17 protein-coding genes are annotated in these 21,953 nt (G+C 36.5%); 11 read left to right on the top strand and 6 right to left on the bottom strand.

Translation table 11 applies throughout. From position 1 onward, the window contains the following. The first annotated feature begins 322 nt into the window (after window positions 1-322). The 8 genes from ACZ42C_RS10975 (at window position 323) to ACZ42C_RS10940 (ending at window position 11,756) form a co-directional block, all read left to right on the top strand. A complete protein-coding gene (locus ACZ42C_RS10975; RefSeq protein ID WP_461183351.1) occupies window positions 323-1,483 on the top strand; it encodes a lipopolysaccharide biosynthesis protein in 1,161 nt (386 codons plus the stop codon). 404 nt (window positions 1,484-1,887) lie between these two features. Beyond that, window positions 1,888-2,994, top strand: coding sequence for a glycosyltransferase (locus ACZ42C_RS10970; protein ID WP_461183350.1), 1,107 nt, complete (start codon window positions 1,888-1,890; stop codon window positions 2,992-2,994). Between the two features lie 338 nt (window positions 2,995-3,332). Further along, window positions 3,333-4,136, top strand: a complete 804-nt coding sequence (locus ACZ42C_RS10965; RefSeq protein ID WP_461183349.1) for a glycosyltransferase — start codon at window positions 3,333-3,335, stop codon at window positions 4,134-4,136. Window positions 4,137-4,200: 64 nt separating this feature from the next. Continuing rightward, window positions 4,201-5,211: an NAD-dependent epimerase gene (locus ACZ42C_RS10960; RefSeq protein WP_461183348.1), complete on the top strand. Its 1,011-nt coding sequence runs from the start codon at window positions 4,201-4,203 to the stop codon at window positions 5,209-5,211. A gap of 320 nt (window positions 5,212-5,531) precedes the next feature. Next, window positions 5,532-6,815, top strand: coding sequence for an IS110 family RNA-guided transposase (locus tag ACZ42C_RS10955; protein ID WP_464891247.1), 1,284 nt, complete (start codon window positions 5,532-5,534; stop codon window positions 6,813-6,815). Window positions 6,816-7,458: 643 nt separating this feature from the next. After that, the gene (locus ACZ42C_RS10950) at window positions 7,459-8,538 is read left to right on the top strand and encodes a glycosyltransferase (RefSeq protein ID WP_461183770.1); all 1,080 of its coding nucleotides are present in this window, start codon (window positions 7,459-7,461) and stop codon (window positions 8,536-8,538) included. A 125-nt stretch (window positions 8,539-8,663) separates the two neighbouring features. Beyond that, complete coding sequence (locus tag ACZ42C_RS10945; RefSeq protein WP_461183769.1) at window positions 8,664-10,418, top strand: asparagine synthase-related protein; 1,755 nt, start codon at window positions 8,664-8,666, stop codon at window positions 10,416-10,418. A gap of 75 nt (window positions 10,419-10,493) precedes the next feature. Continuing rightward, entirely contained in the window at window positions 10,494-11,756 is a 1,263-nt protein-coding gene (locus ACZ42C_RS10940; protein WP_461183768.1) for a lipopolysaccharide biosynthesis protein, read from the top strand. Window positions 11,757-11,775: 19 nt separating this feature from the next. Here ACZ42C_RS10940 and ACZ42C_RS10935 read toward each other — a convergent pair whose 3' ends face one another. After that, entirely contained in the window at window positions 11,776-12,957 is a 1,182-nt protein-coding gene (locus ACZ42C_RS10935; protein ID WP_464891246.1) for an IS256 family transposase, read from the bottom strand. A gap of 513 nt (window positions 12,958-13,470) precedes the next feature. Between ACZ42C_RS10935 and ACZ42C_RS10930 the strand changes: the two genes are divergently transcribed. Beyond that, entirely contained in the window at window positions 13,471-15,135 is a 1,665-nt protein-coding gene (locus ACZ42C_RS10930) for an IS1634 family transposase (protein WP_464891248.1), read from the top strand. A 96-nt stretch (window positions 15,136-15,231) separates the two neighbouring features. Here ACZ42C_RS10930 and tnpC read toward each other — a convergent pair whose 3' ends face one another. The 3 genes from tnpC to tnpA form a co-directional block, all read right to left on the bottom strand. Continuing rightward, complete coding sequence (gene tnpC, locus ACZ42C_RS10925) at window positions 15,232-16,740, bottom strand: IS66 family transposase (RefSeq protein WP_461183808.1); 1,509 nt, start codon at window positions 16,738-16,740, stop codon at window positions 15,232-15,234. Between the two features lie 136 nt (window positions 16,741-16,876). Further along, a complete protein-coding gene (tnpB, locus tag ACZ42C_RS10920; protein ID WP_461183806.1) occupies window positions 16,877-17,233 on the bottom strand; it encodes an IS66 family insertion sequence element accessory protein TnpB in 357 nt (118 codons plus the stop codon). Continuing rightward, the gene (gene tnpA, locus ACZ42C_RS10915) at window positions 17,227-17,553 is read right to left on the bottom strand and encodes an IS66 family insertion sequence element accessory protein TnpA (RefSeq protein ID WP_461183807.1); all 327 of its coding nucleotides are present in this window, start codon (window positions 17,551-17,553) and stop codon (window positions 17,227-17,229) included. The genes tnpB and tnpA overlap by 7 nt, the downstream gene beginning before the upstream one ends. Window positions 17,554-17,701: 148 nt before the next feature. On the opposite strand from tnpA, the gene ACZ42C_RS10910 reads away from it, so the two are divergent. After that, window positions 17,702-18,733, top strand: coding sequence for a GDP-mannose 4,6-dehydratase (locus ACZ42C_RS10910; protein WP_461183664.1), 1,032 nt, complete (start codon window positions 17,702-17,704; stop codon window positions 18,731-18,733). 72 nt (window positions 18,734-18,805) lie between these two features. After that, the gene (locus tag ACZ42C_RS10905; RefSeq protein ID WP_461183665.1) at window positions 18,806-19,972 is read left to right on the top strand and encodes a nucleotide sugar dehydrogenase; all 1,167 of its coding nucleotides are present in this window, start codon (window positions 18,806-18,808) and stop codon (window positions 19,970-19,972) included. A gap of 41 nt (window positions 19,973-20,013) precedes the next feature. On the opposite strand, the gene ACZ42C_RS10900 is transcribed toward ACZ42C_RS10905, so the two are convergent. Both ACZ42C_RS10900 and ACZ42C_RS10895 read right to left on the bottom strand, forming a co-directional pair. Next, window positions 20,014-20,925: an HD domain-containing protein gene (locus ACZ42C_RS10900; protein WP_461183666.1), complete on the bottom strand. Its 912-nt coding sequence runs from the start codon at window positions 20,923-20,925 to the stop codon at window positions 20,014-20,016. Between the two features lie 5 nt (window positions 20,926-20,930). Continuing rightward, complete coding sequence (locus ACZ42C_RS10895) at window positions 20,931-21,524, bottom strand: HD domain-containing protein (RefSeq protein ID WP_461183667.1); 594 nt, start codon at window positions 21,522-21,524, stop codon at window positions 20,931-20,933. Between the last annotated feature and the right edge of the window lie 429 nt (window positions 21,525-21,953).

Raw genomic sequence — 21,953 nt, 5'->3', positions numbered from 1 at the left:
AAAAATGTTTTGGAATGGGTAGAAGAGGGAACTTGGGGTTGAGTATCACTTGGTTGTTAGGCCTTTAGTTGATAATAAGAAGAATTATTTGTTAATAAAGTGACTTTCTTACCAAAATTATTAACAATATAGAAAGTATTCTAATTTCAATATGACTCCTTAGTATTTCCGAAGTTAAATTAGATGGTAAAAAGGTGTAGTACATGAAAAGAAAAATAATACAGCTAACAAAAAAACCGTTTGTTCGCAATGTAACAATAATGGAACAGGAACTGCCGCTGCACAATTTGTTAATATCCTATTACAACCACTCATTACTCGGTTGTATGGTCCAGAAGCTTATGGATTAATGGGAGTTTTTATGGCAATAGTAGCAATTGTTACTCCTGTTGCAGCATTAACTTATCCTACCGCTATTGTGTTACCTAAGAGTGATGGTAATGCAAAAAGGTTAATTCGGCTTTCTCTATATATAACTACGGGGATTGCCTCAGTTGCAGGACTTATCTTACTGTTTTTCAATCAACAGATTGTTAAAGTATTTCAACTAGAAGATGTTGCTTCCTTTTTGTACTTGATTCCTCTAGTTATTTTGTTTGCTGGTTTATTTCAAGTTACAGAACAATGGCTTATCCGTACAAAGCAATTCGGAATCAATGCTAAAGTGGCGTTTTTGCAAGCATTATTTTTAAACGGGAGTAAAGTAGGGATCGGTCTTTATTATCCAATTGCTGCAGTGCTTATTATCTTATCGGCTCTGAGTAATGGATTTAAAGCTTTGATGATGATAATATTTTCTGAAATGTCGTATTACGAACAGAAAAATGATTTACAAGAGAAACTGTTGTCTGTTAAAGAACTTGGTAAAAAGCATAAGGATTTTCCTTTATTTAGAGCACCACAAGAGTTTTTAAACGCAATTTCTGAAAGTATTCCAATCTTAATGTTAACTACTTTCTTTGGGCCAACTTCAGCAGGTTTTTATTCTATTGGTAGGACAGTTCTCACTGTACCAACACTTCACATCGGAAAATCGGTTGGGGATGTATTTTATCCTCGTATTTCTGAAGCTGCAAATAATGGAGAAAATCTCTCAAAATTGATTAAAAAGGCAACTGTTAGCCTGGGTTTAATCGGACTCATACCCTTTGGACTTATAGTTATTTTTGGCCCTTGGCTTTTCGGTTTTATATTTGGAGAAGAGTGGATAACAGCGGGTGAATATGCAAGGTGGATGGCACTTTGGATGTTTTTTATGTTTATTAATCGCCCGAGCGTTAAGTCTTTCCCTGTTTTGTCTGCTCAAGCCTTTCATTTGAAATTTACTATCTTTATGTTGATAACTCGAGCAGCAGCCTTAGCAATTGGTTATTATGTATTTTCAAGTGATTTGGTTGCAGTTGCCTTTTTTGGCATTTCAGGTGCCATACTTAATATATGTTTGATTTTGATAACAAACCAATTAAGTAAACGGAGAGTTTGAGCAGATGAGTAAAGTGTATATTTGTGGCAGCATTGTTAATTATAAAAATCATAATGGTTTTTTGTTTGAGGTTTGTTAGCTGAGAACCATCAAGGGGATGACTACTTCCGGTTTAAGTTCAAAGTATCTATTGAGAATTGGCTGCTTAATACTTTATATCAAGTCTAATATAAAAATATAGAAACTGACTTAAGGTGCAAGCTTAAAAATAATACAAACTCATGTTGATGCATTAGGGATTATATCTAGAAACAATATAAACTTTGGGATTTAAGATTTATTATATTCTTGATGTGTGGATTTATTTTGTTTGCCGACTCGTAAGTCACCTGAAATATAGTTTTATGCTTTCTTTAGTGATATATCTTCGGAAGTAATTTAAGATGCGAATTTGGGAGGTACAAATGAAGAAAAAAGTTTTGTTTTTTTTATATTCATTATCAGGAGGGGGTGCAGAAAGAACGGTAGTAAATATAATTAATAATATGGATAAGAATAAATTTGACATAATTTTAGTACTAGGTACTAATAAAAATAATGATTATATGAAATTAGTATCAAATGATTTAAAGGTGAAGGTATTAGGTGCCTCCAAACTAAGGTTTAGTTTATTTAAATTAAGAAAAGTTATCAGTAGTGATAATCCAGATTTATTATTTAGCACAATTAATGCTAATAACATTATTTTATTATTAGCAAAGATATTAACATTCAAGAAAATTCCGACTATTGTTAGAGAAGCTAGTAATAGAAGTCAGTCTGGAACAGTATCAAATTTGAATAAATTTGTAACATACCTTTTATATAATTATTTTGCAAATAAAGTTATCTCTTTATCCAAAGGAGTTAAAGAAGATTTAGTTAAGAACTTTCACATAAACAAAAACAAAATAGAAACTATATACAATCCAATTGAAATAGAAACTATAAATAAATTGAGTAATGAAAAAATAGACGATTTTTATAGGATTAAAGGCGAAAATCTAGTAGTTGCAGCAGGAAGGTTAGTAGAGGCAAAAGATTTCTTTACTTTAATAAAGGCTTTTAAAATTGTATCAAGTAATACAAAAGCAAAATTACTTATTCTAGGAAAAGGTCCACAAGAAACGGAGCTTAAAAATCTCAGCAAGAAGCTAGGCCTAGAAGATAAAATTATTTTCTTAGGTTTTAAAAAAAACCCATATAAATATATGAGAGAAGCAAAAGTATTTGTACTAAGTTCAAAGTGGGAAGGGTTTGGGCACGTTATAGTGGAGTCTATGGCTAGTGGAACTCCGGTTATATCTACAAATTGTAATTCTGGGCCAGCAGAGATAATAGAAGATAATAAATATGGTATTTTGGTACCCGTTGAAGATTACTATATAATGGCAGAAAAAGTAATTGAAATTTTAAATAATGACGAAATGAGAAGAAATTATAAAGCTTTAGGACTTAAAAGAGCTGACAAATTTAATGTAAAAATTATAGTAGATGAATATGAAAAAGTATTCAATAAACATATTAAATAAGATAAATGATTAGGTAGAATAATTACTTGAAAATAGGCTGTAGACTAATGTTATTATATAATCCATTTATCTAATACTGAAGTTTAAAGAAGTAATAATAAATCCTAGAGAGGAAGTGGGCTATAAAATTACATAAAGACTATTACCTTGTGAAAGTTTTGAGAGAAATAAATGCTGACTCATTAGTAGTATTAATTTTATTTGTTTAATACCTTTTATATATAGCTAATAGGTGTTTTCAAAACACGTATTGTAAACTTTAATAAGATGGAAACTAACTCCTAATAGGATTGTCCGGAAACTAAAAGTTTGTGAGATTATGTGTAAGGAGTGACAGCATGAAGGAAATAAAAGTTTCTGTTATAATGGGGATCTATAATTGCGAAGATACTTTAAAAAGGTGTATAGATTCGATATTAAATCAATCTTATGTTAATTGGGAACTCATTATGTGTGATGATGCGTCTTCAGACGGAACATATGACATTGCAAAAGAGTATGCGGATAATTATAATAATATTACTCTTATTAAAAATGAAAAAAATCTAGGGTTAGCTGCAACCTTGAATAGGTGTATCAGTATTACAAAGGGAAGATATATTGCCCGAACCGATGCAGACGATATATGTTTACCAAATAGATTTGAAAAGCAAGTAGATTTCTTGGATAGCAATCCTGAATATGATGTAGTAGGGAGTTCTGTAATATTATTTGATGAAGATGGTGATAAAGGATTAAGAAAAAACAAAAAAAATCCTGGAAAATATACTTTAATCACGAGTGTACCTTTTGGTCACCCTACCATTATGATGAAAAAAAGTGTATATACTGATTTAGGAGGATACACTGTTTCAGAAAGAACAAGAAGAGGACAGGATAGGGATTTATGGTTTAGATTTTACCATAAGGGTTTTAAGGGATATAACATTCAAGAGCCATTGTATAAATATCACGAGAGCATTGATGATTACAAAAAAAGGAACTTAACTGTAGCAATTAATAGAATAAGAACTAGTTACTTGGGCTTTAAATTATTAAAGTTTCCAAAACGATATTATTTTTTCTTATTAAAACCTTTAATAGCAGCACTTTTGCCAAATAGCGTTATGTATAGATATCATAAACGTAAATCTAGTTTTTAATACGACAAATAATCAATCCATTAATTAAGAATCATAATATTAATCAAGAAGTTAGGAGTTTGAAATGATTATTTTAGTGACGGGAACAGCCGGTTTTATAGGATTCCATTTATCGAGACGATTATTAACAGAAGGTCATCAAGTAATAGGCTTAGATAATATAAATGACTATTATGATCCCCAATTAAAAGAAGATAGACTTAATCGATTAACAAATGAAAATTTTACTTTTATTAGAACAGACTTAGAAGATCTTTACACAGTTAACCAAACATTTGAAAAGTATAAACCTGAAATTGTAATTAATTTAGCTGCACAAGCAGGGGTTCGTTATAGTCTTAAAAATCCGCATGCGTATGTTAACTCAAACGTCGTTGGCTTTACAAACATACTTGAAGCATGCCGTCATTATAAAGTAGAACATTTAATCTACGCTTCATCGAGTTCTGTATATGGTGCAAATACTTCCAAGCCATTTTCAACAAGTGATAACATTGATCATCCCTTGAGTTTATATGCAGCGACTAAAAAGTCTAATGAACTATTTGCACATACGTATAGTCATTTATATGGTTTACCGACGACAGGCTTACGTTTCTTCACTGTTTACGGTCCTTGGGGTCGTCCAGATATGGCGTTATTCTTATTCACAAAAGCAATTGTAAATAATGAGCCAATTGATGTGTTTAATAATGGCAATATGATGCGAGATTTCACATATGTTGATGATATTGTTGAAAGTATTGCTAGGTTAACAAAAAGACCAGCCCAATCTAATCCAGAATGGTCTGGTGCAGATCCAGATCCCGGAAGTAGTAATGCGCCCTACAAAGTGTACAACATTGGAAATAACAATCCAGTAAGACTAATGGATTTTATTGAGGCAATTGAAAATAAGTTGGACAAAAAGGCAAAGAAAAATTACTTGCCGCTACAAGCTGGCGATGTACCAGACACATATGCAAATGTGGAAGATTTGTTTAAGGATATTGATTATAAACCAAAGACTACCATTCAAGAAGGCATAAACAAATTTATTGATTGGTATGTTGATTATTATGGGGTTAGATTTTGATGGAACGAAAAATAGCAGTAGTAATCCTTGGTTATATAGGTCTACCAGTTATTTTTTGGTGCCAACAATATTAACAATATTGGAGTCAGACCCTCGCCACGTTGGGTTCAAGAGATTAAGCTTTCCAAGAAAATATTATATATTTCTATTAAAACCATTAATTGCTGTTCTAATTCCAAGGAAAGTTATGTATTTCTATCATAAGAAGCATTCCTGTAATGAAGAAATTTGAGGTTTGAACAAAAATGAGCCCTCTTGGTATAGTACTGGGTGTCATGATCATGACCCCTAAATTAAATAAATACCAAGGAGGACTCGTAATGAATTATAATCAAAATCTTAAATTAGTGCAAATCACACCATCCACATTGATAGTAGGAATCGATATTGCCATGGATAAACATGTGGCACGTGCCCAGGATGACCGGGGCGTGGAATTGGGTAAGAAATTGGTCTTTGACAATCGCATACACGGATTTCAACAGCTTTTAGACTGGATTTCCAGATTGCAGGAGAAAAACAACAAAAGCGAAGTGATTGTTGGCGTAGAACCAACCGGACACTTTTGGCTTGGTTTGGCTTACTATCTAAAAGCCAAAGACATTCGCTTTGTGGTTGTAAATCCAATGCACGTTAAGAAGTCCAAAGAACTTGATGACAACTCACCAACGAAAAATGACACCAAAGATGCGCGCGTTATTGCACAGCTTGTGAAAGATGGGAGATACTCCGTACCAAATCTTCTCGACGGCATTTATGCCGAATTACGGGAAGGGATCAAATTAAGAGATCAACTCATCAAGCAGCTGATGATCATCGAAGGTCGCGTTCAGAATCATATTCAGCGGTACTTTCCGGAATTTGATGACGTCTTTAAAGACTGGTCCGGTAAGACAGCGTTATTCACACTGCGCGAGTTCCCGTTCCCTTATGAGATCCGTCAAATGACTCCGGAAGAAGTGCTGGCAGCGTGGAAAACCGTTATCAAACGCGGCATGGGTATAGAACGGGCAAGGAAATTAGTCAAGAAAGCACAGAAGAGCATTGGCATTGAAATTGGGCTCAGGTTCGCAAGAAAAGAACTACACAGCCTTTTAGACCAGTATGAGCTGTATCAAAATCAGTTAACAGAGTTGGATGAGGAAATCACAGAGCTATTGAAAGATATACCGGGTGCTGAGGAATTGATAAATATTAAGGGGCTTGGTGCCATAACCGTTGCCACGTTCTTTTCTGAAGTAGGGGATCTCACCAAGTATGATCACCCACAACAATTGGTAAACATGGCGGGTTTAACGTTACGGGAACACAGCTCCGGGAGATTGAAAGGGCAAACGAAAATCACCAAACGTGGCAGAAAAAAATTGCGAAAAGCCCTATATCTGGCTGTACGCCCCCTAGTGGCGAGTAACCCGACGTTTAAGGCACTGCACAGGTATTACACTACCCGCCCCAACAATCCGTTAAAGAAACAGCAATCACTTATTGCGTTATGCGGGAAATTAATACGTGTTATGTTCACCATAGGCAAAAAACAATGTGAATTTGATGGAAGCAAGTTACTAAAAGGTTTACCTCAAATAGAATCATTACAGGCTGCTTAGGCTTTATGAACAAAATGGATGGATAAATGCACTTGGAATTCTGGAATTAAACAAACACCAACAATGCAGAGTCGGAGCTTATTTACACCATTCGGGCATATGACCCAGCTAAGGAGCATATCCGACCTCCACCTTGTGGATACGCAGGACGAGGGAATGTGTGGATAACATCCCGTGATACATGGGAGGGTAAGCGACCATAAGAAGCGTGGAGAATGAAGCATGGTCATACCATTTAAGCACCAAATGTTCACAATTTGGCTGATAGGATGGATATACCCCAGTAAGAATATTCTGTATTCCGTGTTATAAAGGATTAGCTCCAACACATTCCAAAGTGGATGTTTATGAAATTCTAAGAAAACAAGAGCATTTTGAAGATATTTTAATTATATAGAGGGAGGTTAAAGGGTTAAAGCATAATTGAATTAATAGTATAAATTTTATTTTAACAACCTTTAATCTTATAGCTTGATTATTTTTAGTTTAGCAATTATCTTAGGACTCCTTGTTTATTTATCGATACTTTTGATAAGTTACGATAGAAAACATCTTTTATTTATATAAAACAAAGGCAATTAAATTAGTGTTAAACTGCTATTATCAGGAGGATCATTTATGAAAAAAAAGATATTATTTTTTTATTCTCCTTATCTGGGGGGGAGCGGAACGGACAGTTATAAACTTGGTTAATAATCTAGATAAAGAAAAATTCGATATTGTAATAGTTTTGGGGTCAAAGCGGCAAAATGATTATAGAGACTTAATAGGACAAGATATATATATTTATTATTTAAATAGTTCTAAATTAAGATATAGCTTATTTAAACTAGTTAAAGCTATTAACAAACATAAACCAGATTTGTTATTTAGTACAATATATCAAAATAACATTATGCTGTTAATTGCTAAGTTATTAAGTTTTAAAAGAACGCCAACTGTGATTAGAGAATCTAGTAATAGAATAGCATCAGGTTCTGTTACATTGATAAATAGATTGGTAATATTTATTCTCTATAATTGTTTTGCAAATAAAATAATTGCCCTTTCTAAGGGGGTCGAAGAAGTTCTGGCTAAAGACTTCAGAGTGAAAAAAAGTAAAATTGAGCTTATTTATAATCCCATAGAAGTTGAAAGTATCAAAAGATTAAGTGATGAAAAAGTAACTGATTTAAATAAAATCGATGATAATGAAAAATTAGTTATTGCTGTAGGTAGACTGGTAGAAGCAAAGGATTACATTACTTTATTAAAAGCATTTAAAATAGTCACAGAAAACATACATTCAAGATTAATTATTCTTGGAAAAAGTCCATTAGAGAATAAACTTAAATCATTTAGTGAAAATTTAGGCATGAAAGAAAAGGTGGTTTTTATGGGCTTTAAAAAAAATCCTTATAAATATATGAAGAAAGCAGATGTCTTTGTCTTGTCATCTAAATGGGAAGGATTTGGGCATGTAATTGTTGAAGCTATGGCAGCTGGTACACCGGTGATATCAACGGATTGTAATTCTGGCCCTAGAGAAATTATTAAAGATAATGAATATGGTGTTTTGGTTCCTGTAGGGGATATAAAAAAGCTTTCTAATAAAATAATTGATTTCATAGGTAATCAAGAACTTATGGATTATTATTCATTTAAGGGAAGTAAAAGAGCACAAGATTTTTATGCTTCTCGAATAGTAAAGCAATACGAAAAAATGATAGAAGAATATGGATAAAACAATATCCGGAATGCGTTAATGTATAATAGTGCTTTCATTGGTACTTTTTAAGAAATAAAATAAAGTGTCTTACTTCAAAAGACATGCTTTAAAATTTTGAAAGAGGCGGACGGCGATTAATAATGAGTGATTTTATTTATTCAAAAATAAAAATAGATAAAGGAAAGTTAACAAAAGAGGTTCAAAAAATTTACCATGATGACAAACCAACAGTGGAAGAGTTTCATGGAGAATGGGGTTCTTTAGCGGTAAGTACTAATCTATACAACGGCTTTCAATATTATGAATCGAATGATTTTATTTTTGTTGTAATTGGTGGACCCATTTTACGTTTCCAAGATAATAAATTTTTTAAAAAAAATACTGGTAATACGGGGACTAAAGCTATATTTAATAAGTGGATTAAAGAAGTAATCAAATGGGATGAAGATTTAAGTGGCCCTTATACCATCTTAATTATAAATAAGAAATCTTCTGATGTTCAGTGTATAACAGATCTAATGTCTTTTATTCCAGTCTATATTTATCAAGACTCTACAAATATTATGCTATCAACACATGTCGATATATTGGCAGAAACATCTAACCAGAAAGATAATATTGACATGGTTTCAACAGTAGATTTTATTCTTCACAGTGTAGTTACCTTTCCGTATACGGTATATAATGGAATTTTTCAAATAAAACCAGCTTCTATTCATTATTTTAATAGTCATAATTGTACATTTCACTCTCAGGCTTATTGGATACCTGAAGAGAAATTTGAGTATAAATCTATTAAACAGGCTGCAGATAATCTTAGGAAAAGTTTAACAGCATATATAAATAGTATTATAAGTGAAACGTCTGATGTAGCTCAGTTTATAAGTGGGGGAGAGGATTCACGTGTGCTTTCGGCATTACTTCAGAAAAAATCTAGAGATGCCTTTATTTTTCTCGACCAAATGAACACTGAAGGTAAAATAGCAAAGAAAACAGCAAAAGCATATGGGGCAGACTTTAACTTAAAAACTCGCACAAAAACACATTATTTAGAAATACTGTCTGACTGTTCAAGTTTAGTGGGCAGTGGATCTCAATATCTTAATGCGCATACATATGGATTTCATAAAAGCTGTAATCTAAATGATTACTCTGCTATTTTTGGAGGTTTGCTTTCAGACGGTTTATTAAAAGGATCACATATAAAGAAATTGCGGGGATCCGGACGTTTGCCATTCATACCAGATATAAGAAGAAGAGGTTATAGTGCTGGGGATTTTATGAAAAATAATTTAATCACACCGGATATTTTAGAAGAACTAACAAGAAGAAGACAGTCTCATTTAAATTATGTGAAAAACTTTAGAAATGAATCTGCAGAGGAATGGTTTGAGTTATGGCCCAGTTCTATGAATGTGGATATAGGAAACCTTCATGCCAATCGAAGATTATTTAGGTCATTTGAACCTTTTATGGCTAATGATGTGGTGAAATTAAGCACTTCTGTTCCGCAAAAGTGGAAATTAAATCGCAAATTATTTCATAAAGCAGCAAAACCATTACTAAAGCCAACTAAATGGTTACTTCATGGTGACGGACGGCTACCATACTTTGTATGGTATATTAACATTTTTATTCAATTGACTTTTTGGTCATCAAGGAAATTTGGTAAAGGAATGGGTTTGATTAAAGGAAACCAAGGTTCTTGGGCGGACTGGAATGCTCTTATTAAGAGTCAGGAATGGAAGAAATCTATTGACAATTATTCGGATGAATTTCACATAATATCTTCAGCATTCATAGAGAAAGACGTGAATAAAATTTTTGAAAATAGTAATTTAAAACCCAAGCAAAAAATTAATTTATTGCAGACATTGTACAATATTAAGTTCTAGGATTTAATTTTCTAATACTTTATAGTTGTCTATAACATTACAAATCAAAATAATTAATTCAAAGGACATTTCAAAGTGAAGGATAAAATAATAAAATTAATAAAAAAACCATTAATAAGAAATATTATTATCCTATCATCAGGTACCGCAGGAGCTCAAATAATTGCAATGTTATTAGCTCCTGTTATTACGCGTTTATATGGTCCAGAAGCATACGGCTTAATGGGAACTTTTATGGCTATGGTAGCTATTTTAACACCTATAGCAGCTCTAACATATCCTATAGCTGTTGTACTTCCGAAGCGAGATAATGATGCAAAAGAATTAATAAAGTTATCATTAATAATAACAGTAATATTATCAGTGATCGTTGCTTTATTTTTATTATTATTTCAAGGTTCCATTGTAGGATTATTTCAATTAGAAGAAATAGCTTCTTATTTATATTTAATACCATTAGTTCTTTTATGTGCTGGTATTCTACAGGTAACCGAACAATGGCTAATACGTACAAAAAAATTTTCAGTTTCAGCAAAAGCTACTTTTATACAAGCTATAATTATAAATGGTGGAAAAGTGGGAGTTGGTTTCTTTTATCCAGTAGCATCCGTATTGATAGTATTTTCAGCATTAACACAAGGGATCAAAGCTTTTTTAATGCTTTTTTTTGCTGGATATACTAATAAAAAGCTATTAAGTTTTTCATTCAAAGAAAAGACGTCTATAAAAGAGCTTGCTAAGAAACATAGAGATTTCCCGTTTTTTAGAGCACCTGAAGTATCTTTGAATGCAATATCTGGAAGCTTTCCTATTTTATTATTAACTAGCTTTTTTGGACCAACGTCAGCAGGATTTTATTCTATAGGGAGAACTGTACTAAATATACCTTCACAATTAATTGGTAAATCAGTTGGTGATGTTTTCTATCCACGCATATCTGAAGCAGCTAATAATAAAGAAAACCTAACACAATTAATTAAAAAAGCAACATTATTACTGGGTGCTATAGGTGCTGTACCCTTTGGAATTGTAATTATTTTTGGACCTTGGCTTTTTAGCTTTGTTTTCGGTGAAGACTGGGTTATGGCTGGAGAATATGCAAGATGGATTGCATTTTGGTCTTATTTTGGATTTATAAATAGACCGAGTATTAGGTCATTGCCTGTGTTATCAGCACAACGATTTCATTTAATTTATACCATTATAATGTTAATTACTAGAATATTAATGTTATTTATTGGTTTTTGGTTCCGTCAAGAAGTATGTGTAAATTTTAATAGGGTATTCCACAGAATTGGTGGGGGAGCAGTCATCATCCCCCGGGTACCCGGGGGATGATGACTGAAAATTCTCCCGGTTATACTTTGCTTGTTTTTCCATATCTTGCTTCAAACATGTCTTGAAGCGGCTGATAAGCACTCGCAAAGCCTCGCAGTTTCCGTTCTGCCCATTTTTGATTGTAGTCAATGGATTGGAGATAAACCACTTTCTCTGCCGCCTTTTCGCTGGGCAGGCTGTTCATCGTCTTGGTACGTTTTTTGATTTCCTTCATCGTTCGCTCAATGATGTTTGTCGTGTAGATCATGCGCTGGATGGATGACGGGTAATTTAAAAACGTCAGAAGCACATCTAAGTCTTTCTCCCACGATTTGACGATTTTAGGATGCTTAGCCTCCCAAGCATGTTTAAAAGCCTGGAATTGCTTTTTGGCTTCTTCTCTTGTACTTGCCTCGTAAATGGGCTTTAGATCCTCGGCAATGGCCGTTTGGTCTTTTTTACGTACGGCATTTATGGCATTTCGGATTTTGTGAACGACACAGCGCTGCACATCAGCCTTTGGATAAACTTCTTTCATTGCGTCTTCTAAACCAGGCAGGCCGTCAAATACACCAAGCAGCACTTCCTCGGCACCGCGCTTGTAAAGGTCAAGAAGGATTTCTTTCCAACCGAGTGAACTTTCTTGGCCGCCGACATAGAAACCGAGAATCTCGCGATAACCATCTTCGGTGATGCCAATGACCAGGTAGACGACTTCGTTATCAACGTCATCGCGACGCAGCTTGAGATAGGTTCCATCAAGATAAAGAACCGAATAGCGTTTCTGCAGCTTGCGCTCTTGCCATGATTCGATATTTTCCAGTGTGACATCCGTTATATTGCTTACCGTTGTTGCCGAATAAGCAGAACCCAACATGTGCTCGATCATTTGACCGATTTCACGGGTGCTGATGCCTTTCTGGTACATTCTCGTGACCGTTTCTCCAACCCATTGGTCACGGCGCTGGTAAGGATCAAACAACTCCGTCTTAAATTCACCGTTGCGATCACGCGGAACAGCAAGGTCATCGATATGACCGTGCTTGGTGTCGAGAGTGCGTGTGTAGTACCCGTTTTTCACCTGTTTCAGTTCAGGGTGCTCCACCTTAAAAAACTGTTCCATTTCTTCTTTCATAATGGTTTCCAGGTGCTCTTTGACAAAGTCACGAACAAGTGTGTCAAGTTGATTCATAAAGTCATTATTGGTTATACTATGAGACATGGTAGGGTTTCTCCTCTCTTAGAATTTTAGCCAATTCCGAGGGTACCCTACCTCGTTTTTTGTCTCAAATAATTTACACAAACTATTTTACGTCATCTGGTTTTTATATTTTCAATAGTGATTTAGTAGCTATTGCACTATTTGGCTTATCTGGTGCACTTTTGAACGTCGGATTAATATTGATAACTCTTTTAATTAGTAAGAAGTATGATCAAACATATGGAGATATATAAAAGTGATAATAAACTCTTTAGTCAGCTTCCACCGCATTAATGGTTAATCAATAAAGAGACTATTTGATTTTATTGATTCTCATGAGAATAATTGTTGAATCATATTTCTTATACCCGAGTTCGACAGTAAATAGGCACAAATTCACTTGTGGATAAACTATATTCCCCATAAGGTCAGTCTTTCTGTGGATTAGTGCCTCTTAATTTTTTGAATTTTCATAGGCACACGTATTACAATATTTACCTTTTAATATCAATGTTAGTATGCTATAATATAGGCATGTACATAAGAAGAGTTACCCGTAAAAATAAAGATGGATCAAAGGTTTCGTACATTCAGCTGGCTCATAATGAGTGGGATTCGAAGGCCAAATATGCGAAAGCGAAGGTGATATACTCTTTCGGCCGTGAAGATAAAGTCGATATGGCCGTACTTGAACGACTGGCCCAAAGTATTAGCCGATTCCTTACTCCGGAAGAAGCGCTGAAGTCGAAGCAAAAAATTAGCGATGCAGCGGATTTTTTATTTCATTCCGCCAAACGGCTGGGTGGTGTTTGGCTGTTTGACCAATTGTGGAAAAAGCTTGGCATGGATACGATCCTGAAAGATATTTTCCGCAACCGCAACCATGAGATGGATCTGGAACGTGCGATTTTTGCCATGGTCGCAAACCGCGGACTCGCTCCTACAAGTAAATTGGGAATGGAAGAATGGATTTCAGAGGATGTCTATATGCCTGGCCTTCCCCGGATTCAAAGCCATCAGCTATACCGTGCCATGGACGAGCTTCTTGCTGTGCAGAGCCAGCTTGAGGATCGTGTGTTTGATAATGTTTCCAACCTGTTTAACCTGGAAGTGGATCTACTCTACTTTGATACCACATCAAGCTACTTTGAGGTCGATCCGGATGAAACAGCTGAAGATGATCGATTCCGCCTTCAGGACTATTCGAAGGATAAACGATCTGACCTCGTACAAACGGTGATTGGACTTGCCGTGACACGGGAGGGTATTCCAATTAAAGTGTGGACTTGGCCCGGTAATACGATGGATATGAATGTCATCGAAGAAGTGAAAAAAGATCTTATGGGCTGGAGACTGGGACGCATTGTACAAGTGATGGATCGTGGTTTTTCCTCCGAAGAAAACCTGCGTATCCTTCAGCGAGGTGCAGGTCATTACATTATTGGGGAACGTATGCGTTCAGGTAAAAAGGATGTGGAAGCCGCTCTCAGTAAACGTGGCCGTTTCCATACGATTCGTGACAACCTTCAGGTAAAGGAATCTATTGTGGGAGATGGCGAGGCCAGAAAACGTTATGTGATTGCCTTTAACCCTGAAGAAGCTGAACGTGACAGACATCAAAGAGACCAGATTGTCCAAACGATTGAACGGAAGCTGGAGAATTTAAAGCAGCTGCCCAATGAAGCCCACCATAAACAGGCGTGTGCACTCCGTGCACATAAAGTGTATGGCAAATATATCCGTCAATTGAAAGACGGCACGCTGAAATTGAATAAGCAGGCAATCCGCGATGCAAGCAAATACGACGGCAAATATTTAATCAGAACATCAGATGACACGCTGTCGATTGAAGATATTGCCCTGGGGTATAAGCAGCTGCTTCAAGTGGAAGATGCCTTTCGCACACTGAAGTCCACGCTGAAATTGCGCCCCATGTATCATCGCTTGGAAGACCGGATTCGAGCACATGTAATCATTAGTTGGTTGGCACTGTTACTTGTAAGGCTTATTGAAATGGAAACGAACGCAAGCTGGGAGTCTACATGTAGAGAGATGCAACGGATGCAGGTAGGGCATTTTACTACAGACGACGGAGATCTCTACCGCACAACAACCCCTACAGCTAAGCAAAAGGAAGTGTTTCAAAAAGTTGGGGTGAACTTGCCACCAGAAATCTTGGATATTCAGCCTAAGAGCTAGTAACACAATAAGTATGTCTTTTTAAGCCCTCAATCCTTTGGGTGTAAGCGTAAAATAGTCCACACCTATTTTTCAGATGTGGACTACTGTTATAATTTATTTAGATTTATTAGGAACGCGGCATTCATCAGGGAGTGAAGCGGACCACGGCAGAAGTCGAGTCAACTGCACTTCATCTGTCGTATCTATATTGGGAAGTTCCTCAAACAGGTAGCTGAGGTAGTTAAATGGATTCAGTCCATTTTCCTTGGCCGTCTCCACAACACTATAAATGATCGCACTGGATTTTGCTCCTTTTGCGGTATTGCTAAAAAGCCAATTTTTCCTTCCGATCACAAAAGGCTTGATGGACCGTTCAGCTCGATTGTTATCAATCTCCAATCGGCCATCCTCCAAAAATGCCTCTAAACGTTCCCATTGGTTACGACAATATTTGATGGCTTGACCAAGCGCACTTTTTGGCAGTACGCGTGGTGTTTGCTCTTTCAACCATGCCAAAAAAGCCTCCAGCACTGGCTGGCTGCGTTCCAAACGCTTTTCATAGCGTTCTTGCGGACTTTTGTCCTTTAAATCTCGTTCAATATCAAAAAGCTTATTACAGAAGTCCAAGCCTTCGTTTGCCTTCACAGCCGTAGTGGCTGCGGATTCAGGAAGAGCCTTGAGTGCTTCTGTGAATTTGCGCCGTGCGTGCGCCCAACACCCAACAAGGACAACGTCAGGAAGCCCATTGTAGCCGGGATAACCGTCTACATGCAGGTAGCCCTGGAAGCCTTTCAGAAATCGGCGTGGATGTTTGGCCGCCCGTGTTTGCTGATAATCGTAAAGAACGATGGGTACATCAGTATGCCCTGAGCGATATAGCCACATGTAGGAGGTGGATGTTGCCGGCCGTTCCGGCTCGGATAAAACTTGCAGTGTCGTCTCATCCGCGTGCATCGTATCCAATTCCAATAGTTGGGCGTGCATTTTGTTATAAATGAGCTCCAGCCATGTGATGGCACCGTATACCATCCAATTGGCCAGTGTCTGCCGTGGAATGGATACACCGAAGCGTTCCAGGTGTTTCTCTTGCCGGTAAAGTGGCATGCCCTCTACATATTTTTGTGTCATGGTGTAAGCCATGGCGGATGGAGAGGCGAGGCTCCCAGGAAATACTGGCTCCGGCATCTTCGCTGTCACAATAGGTGTTTCAATTTCATGGCGTTCGCAATGCCGGCAGCTATATACGTGGCGCACGTGTTCAACGACTTTTACTTGCGCAGGAATGATTTTTAATTCTTTACGCACTTCCGTGCTCATATCGTGAAGATTTCCTCCACAGCACGAACAGACCTGTTCCTCATCGGATAAACGATATTCGATCGTTTCCGTAGGCAGGTTTTCCAGCTTTTGTTCACGCTGACCACGCTGTTTCTTGCGTTTATATGTAATCGTTTCGACAGTTGGTTCTTCCACCGTCGTGTCAGTAGTATCTTCGGCCTCATTGAAAAGAGAGAGCTGACCTGAATCGGTCTTCTCACTGGAAGATCCAAATCTGCGTTGTTGGCTCAAACGAAATTGTTCTTCGTACCATTTTAATTTTGCCTCCAACGCTTCTTTTTCCATCTCAAGCTTTTCATTTTGCGCTTTATAATATTCAATTGACTGGGTTGATGTATGCGCTGTTTTTTCCATAAAATAAGTATACGATAAAGAATTCGACTTGCCTAGTCGAATTCCCGTATTCCTATATTTCAATCTTTTAAATAATGGTACGCGCTTTCACCTCACGGTGTGCCTGCCTTTGTTCAATTGGCAAACCATCCAGCAGCCAGCGAAGCTGACGAGGACTGATATTCATAGGTGCTGTGTCCTTTTCTGATGGCCAATGGAATGTTCCCTTTTCCAACCTGCGATAATGCAGCCAAAACCCATTGTGCTCCCACTGCAGGATTTTTAACTTGTCACGTTTCCGATTACAGAACACGAACAAACAAGGAGAAAAGGGATCGAGGTCAAAGCATTCTTGAACAATCACCGCCAGACCGTCAATAGACTTACGAAGATCTGTGCTTCCGCGGGCCAGGTAGACACGCTCAAATTGTAAGTTTGTCAACATTGATTTCGCAGGACATGGATGATATCGGATAGTAATCCAACATTGGCTCCTGGTCGCACTTCGACAGAAAGAGCATCAAAGTGGATAAAGATAGGTCCTTCTCCTTTGGAAGAAATATTTTCCTCTTCCACCTGGACGGCGAGCCATTGTGTTGGTTCCTGTTCAGAAAGATTTTCCTGGTTCTCGAATCGCTGGATCCAATAATACATCTGGTGGGCTTTGATTTCATGATCCCGACACCATTCGGCTACACTTTGCCCGCTATCTTTCCAAGCATCATACCGCGCTTCCCATTCTATTCTCTTGTCTTTTAGAGTCATCGCATAACCTCCTGAATTCATTTCTAAGAAGATTATCGCATGGATGACTTTCTGATTCTATGTGTGTTTTATTTGACGCTTACCTTTGGGTGTCAAGGGATTGAGGGCTTTATGTTTACCTAGTGGCTGTAGAACTCGGGTGAAAATTTTGAATTACAAACGATCGGATACAACAAAAACATATCTAATCACAGGAGCAGCAGGTTTCATAGGGTTTTACCTATCTAAGAAACTACTAGACCAAGGCTGCGCAGTAGTAGGTATTGATAATATAAACGATTATTACGACGTGAACCTCAAGCATACTCGCTTGGATCAGTTGATGCCGCACGAGAAGTTTACCCTTGTGAGAGGGGATATTTCAGATAAGGAAACAATAAATAAACTGTTTAAGGATTATAAACCTGATATTGTGGTAAATCTGGCAGCTCAAGCTGGTGTGCGTTATTCCATTGAAAACCCGGATGTCTACATTCAAAGTAATATCATTGGATTCTACAATATTTTAGAAGCATGCAGACATCATCCAGTAGATCACCTTGTTTACGCATCTTCCAGTTCGGTATATGGTGCAAATAAAAAAGTCCCATTTAAGGAATCTGGTTTTGTAGATACTCCTGTATCTCTTTACGCATCAACGAAGAAGTCAAACGAGTTAATGGGACATACATATAGTCATCTTTATCATATACCAGCTACTGGACTGCGTTTCTTTACGGTATACGGTCCAGTGGGTCGCCCGGATATGGCGTACTATGGCTTTACCGATAAGTACTTTGCAGGTGAACCAATAAAGATATTTAACAATGGTGATTTTGAGAATGACCTATACCGTGACTTTACATATATAGATGATATCGTCACCGGAATCGAACGTCTGTTAAGTAACCCGACGCAAAAGGAAGAGGGTGCGCCACACCGTGTATTCAATATAGGAAATAACAGCCCGGTTAAGCTGATGACATTTATAGGTGCATTGGAAAAGGCACTAAGCAATGCTTTAGGCCGGAATGTGGAATTCAATAAAGTGTATGAACCGATGAAACCAGGTGATGTACCAGCAACCTATGCATCAACAGATCTATTGCATGAGGCTGTTGGCTTCAAACCGGAAACACCTATTGAAGAAGGATTACAGAAGTTTGCGGATTGGTATGTTGACTATTACAACTTAAAATAAGGCATTTTTGATAATGCCTATTTTTTGTATGAATAAATAACAAATGATTACAAGAACAGGAAGTGAATGCAATTGAAAATAGCAGTCGCAGGAACGGGGTATGTCGGACTGGCCAATGCTGTACTTCTCGCACAGCATCATGAGGTGATGGCACTAGACATTCTTCAGGAGAAGGTGGACATGCTGAATAATAAGCAATCCCCCATTGTCGATCCGGATATAGAGGCGTTTTTGCAAACCAAAGACTTATACTTAAAAGCCACCACCGATCCGGAAGATGCTTTTAAAGATGCGGATTATGTCATTATCTCCACGCCAACCAACTATGACCCGGAAAGAGACTATTTTGACACCAGCAGTGTGGAATCGGTCATCGATCAAGTGCTATCCATCAACCCAAATGCCGTCATGGTAATCAAATCAACCATACCGGTCGGCTACACCAAAGAAGTAAGAAAGAAGTTTCATACAGACAACATCATCTTCTCACCGGAATTTTTAAGAGAAGGCAAAGCATTACACGATAACCTATATCCATCACGCATAATCGTAGGCGAACAGTCAGAACGGGCAAAAGTATTTGCAAACCTATTAGCAGAAGGAGCAAAGAAAGAGGATATTCCAATCCTTTTCACCGACGCCACCGAGGCAGAAGCGATTAAACTATTCGCAAATACATACCTGGCCATGAGAGTATCCTTCTTCAATGAATTGGATACCTACGCAGAAATGAAAGGCCTGGACACAAAGCAGATCATCGAAGGCGTGGGCCACGACCCAAGAATAGGATCCCATTACAACAACCCATCATTCGGCTATGGTGGCTATTGCCTGCCAAAGGACACCAAGCAACTGGCAGCCAACTTCAAAGGAATACCAAACAACATCATTGATGCTATCGTGAACTCCAACGCCACCCGCAAGAAACATATAGCTGATATGATTATAGAACGAAACCCTAACGTAGTCGGGATCTACAGACTGACCATGAAAACCGGCTCCGATAACTTTAGACAGTCAGCTATCCAGGATGTTATTGATCATGTAAAGGGTAAAGGTGTTGAAGTTATTGTCTATGAACCAGTGCTGGAGGAAGAAGCATTTGAAGGACTAAGCGTTGTAAAGGATCTGGATGACTTTAAGCAGCTTAGCGATGTAATTGTTGCTAATCGGTTGGATGAAGAGATAAAGGATGCGAGGGAGAAGGTTTATACGAGGGATTTGTTTAGTCGGGATTGAGTTATTGGGGCTCGTAGAGCCCCCTCTGTATTTTTTAAATATTAAAATCTCTCTACGGCTTTGTCTTGCACTAATTTCTTAATTGTTCTATACATTTCTTTACCTTCTGTAGTAGAGGTATCAGATTTCATATATACTCTACCAATTAAATATTTATTAGAGAGTGCATTGAAAATAATGGATTTTTTTAACCAATCTTGATCCTTTACTTTATCATAAGCCTCAAAATGATCTTTTGATAGTAAAACCGCCTTCTCTTTATTCAGCCCCTTTAAAGGGTTATCATTTATAACATCATCCTCAATAAAATTTGAATACCCTGGGTAGCTAGCAATAATCTTTCCTTTGATTTCTTTAACTTCTTTTACTTTTCTTTCTATATCTTCATGTTGCATTTTTTCTTGGGGGAAAACTTCAGCAATTCTTTTCCAAATTTTTCTATCTAATAAGTCATCAATGATTTCTTTACCATAGTCATCAACTTTTTTATGAGCTTCTTTTAAAAATACTTCATCGGATAGTATTAAATAACTTTCAATAAATTTATCAGAATTGCTACAATCGATAAACACACCGTGATCAAGGTGCTCTGTTGCTTTTTTAAGCATAGTGTTACAGGCACGATTAGTTTTATGAAAATAAACCTGTATATATAATTCATAACGAGCCTGCAAAAAATTTTCTATTGCTGGCAAGCCACTTTTTTTTATGCCTAACCGTATAATATTCTTTTCACTATCTATAAATGGCAATAATGATTTCAGCAATCGATTCAAATCATAACTCCCATATGTAACCCCGGTAAAGTAACTATCTCTTAATAAGTAATCCATTCTATCGCAATCTAATGGTGCACCTGCTACTATTTGGTTTAAAAAAGGAAGAATATTATAATTTGATTTTGTATCAGTTAATTTAATCATATAATTACTTAAGTTTAACTTATCCTCCATAATGGTTAAAATTCTACGGATTCTGTCGCAAAATAATAAGAAGTATGTTCATGCTCAATTTGATTTTTATCACCTTTAATTGCATTAAATGAATTTGCAAATTCATCACGAAAATGTCTAACTTCTTCGTTAATAGATAATCCCGGATCATTTTTGATCATGTTAATAAAATCTCTATATTCGGGAGCAAACGTATCAAATAAATGAGACATTGGTCCGTGACCAATATCGTGAAGTAAGGCTGCAATTCTCAAATCATAAAATAATTCTTCTATTGCTTCTTCTCCTATTTGTCTTTGGTTAAGGATTTTATTATCGTTTTCCAAATCATATTTGTTCTGTTTATCTAACAAAGTATTTGCATTCTCGAAAGAGTTTAAAAACATCTCACTCGCCAGGTGCATTACTCCTATCGAGTGTTCAAATCTAGTGTGGTTGGCTGAAGGAAATACATAGTATAAGAATGTGTTTTGCTTAATTCTTCTTAACCGGTGAAAGAGTGGGTGCGAAATAATTTGCATTTCTTCTTCAGTCATCTTAATTAATCCGTGTATTGGGTCTAATATACTTTTGTTAAGTTTGTTTGAAAATAGTAGCATTTTATCTCCTCCTGTAGTTACTTGTACCTACATTATAGTAATTCGACATTTATACAGAAAATCCTTTATTTTTTAATAAATATAAAAATAAGAAAAAATGGGTTATAACTGTCAAGTTCAATTAAACAGTTTTCCACAATCAAGTTTCGACAATTTCTCACAATTAAGGTTCCACACCTGTTTCTTCAAATAGCTCGTCGATAATTCATCTAATATTTTCTATTTGATCGAATGTAATGATTTCATATCGACGGAGAACTCGATCTAAGATCGACGTAGTTAATGTTGTATCCACAAAGATTCAGGCCCGTGAGTAAACTCATTGTCATTGGTATTGTGTGTTTAATAATGGAATAAATTTATAACAGGTTGGCTCAGAAATCCATAAGATCTAGGAATTATAAAATATTATTAAAAGTATTGACTTTT

The sequence above is a fragment of the Virgibacillus kimchii genome (genome assembly GCF_055379185.1).
The sequence above is the reverse complement of the archived record's forward strand: the minus strand, read 5'-3'. Positions and strand labels throughout refer to the sequence as shown.

Bases quoted from the DNA above. Each gene is read 5' to 3' on its own strand.
- ACZ42C_RS10970 (WP_461183350.1), top strand. From the start codon at position 1,888: ATGAAGAAAAAAGTTTTGTTTTTTTTATATTCATTATCAGGAGGGGGT.
- ACZ42C_RS10965 (WP_461183349.1), top strand. From the start codon at position 3,333: ATGAAGGAAATAAAAGTTTCTGTTATAATGGGGATCTATAATTGCGAA.
- ACZ42C_RS10960 (WP_461183348.1), top strand. From the start codon at position 4,201: ATGATTATTTTAGTGACGGGAACAGCCGGTTTTATAGGATTCCATTTA.
- ACZ42C_RS10955 (WP_464891247.1), top strand. From the start codon at position 5,532: ATGAATTATAATCAAAATCTTAAATTAGTGCAAATCACACCATCCACA.
- ACZ42C_RS10945 (WP_461183769.1), top strand. From the start codon at position 8,664: ATGAGTGATTTTATTTATTCAAAAATAAAAATAGATAAAGGAAAGTTA.
- ACZ42C_RS10935 (WP_464891246.1), bottom strand. From the start codon at position 12,957: ATGTCTCATAGTATAACCAATAATGACTTTATGAATCAACTTGACACA.
- ACZ42C_RS10930 (WP_464891248.1), top strand. From the start codon at position 13,471: ATGTACATAAGAAGAGTTACCCGTAAAAATAAAGATGGATCAAAGGTT.
- tnpC (WP_461183808.1), bottom strand. From the start codon at position 16,740: ATGGAAAAAGAAGCGTTGGAGGCAAAATTAAAATGGTACGAAGAACAA.
- tnpB (WP_461183806.1), bottom strand. From the start codon at position 17,233: ATGTTGACAAACTTACAATTTGAGCGTGTCTACCTGGCCCGCGGAAGC.
- tnpA (WP_461183807.1), bottom strand. From the start codon at position 17,553: ATGACTCTAAAAGACAAGAGAATAGAATGGGAAGCGCGGTATGATGCT.
- ACZ42C_RS10900 (WP_461183666.1), bottom strand. From the start codon at position 20,925: ATGGAGGATAAGTTAAACTTAAGTAATTATATGATTAAATTAACTGAT.
- ACZ42C_RS10895 (WP_461183667.1), bottom strand. From the start codon at position 21,524: ATGCTACTATTTTCAAACAAACTTAACAAAAGTATATTAGACCCAATA.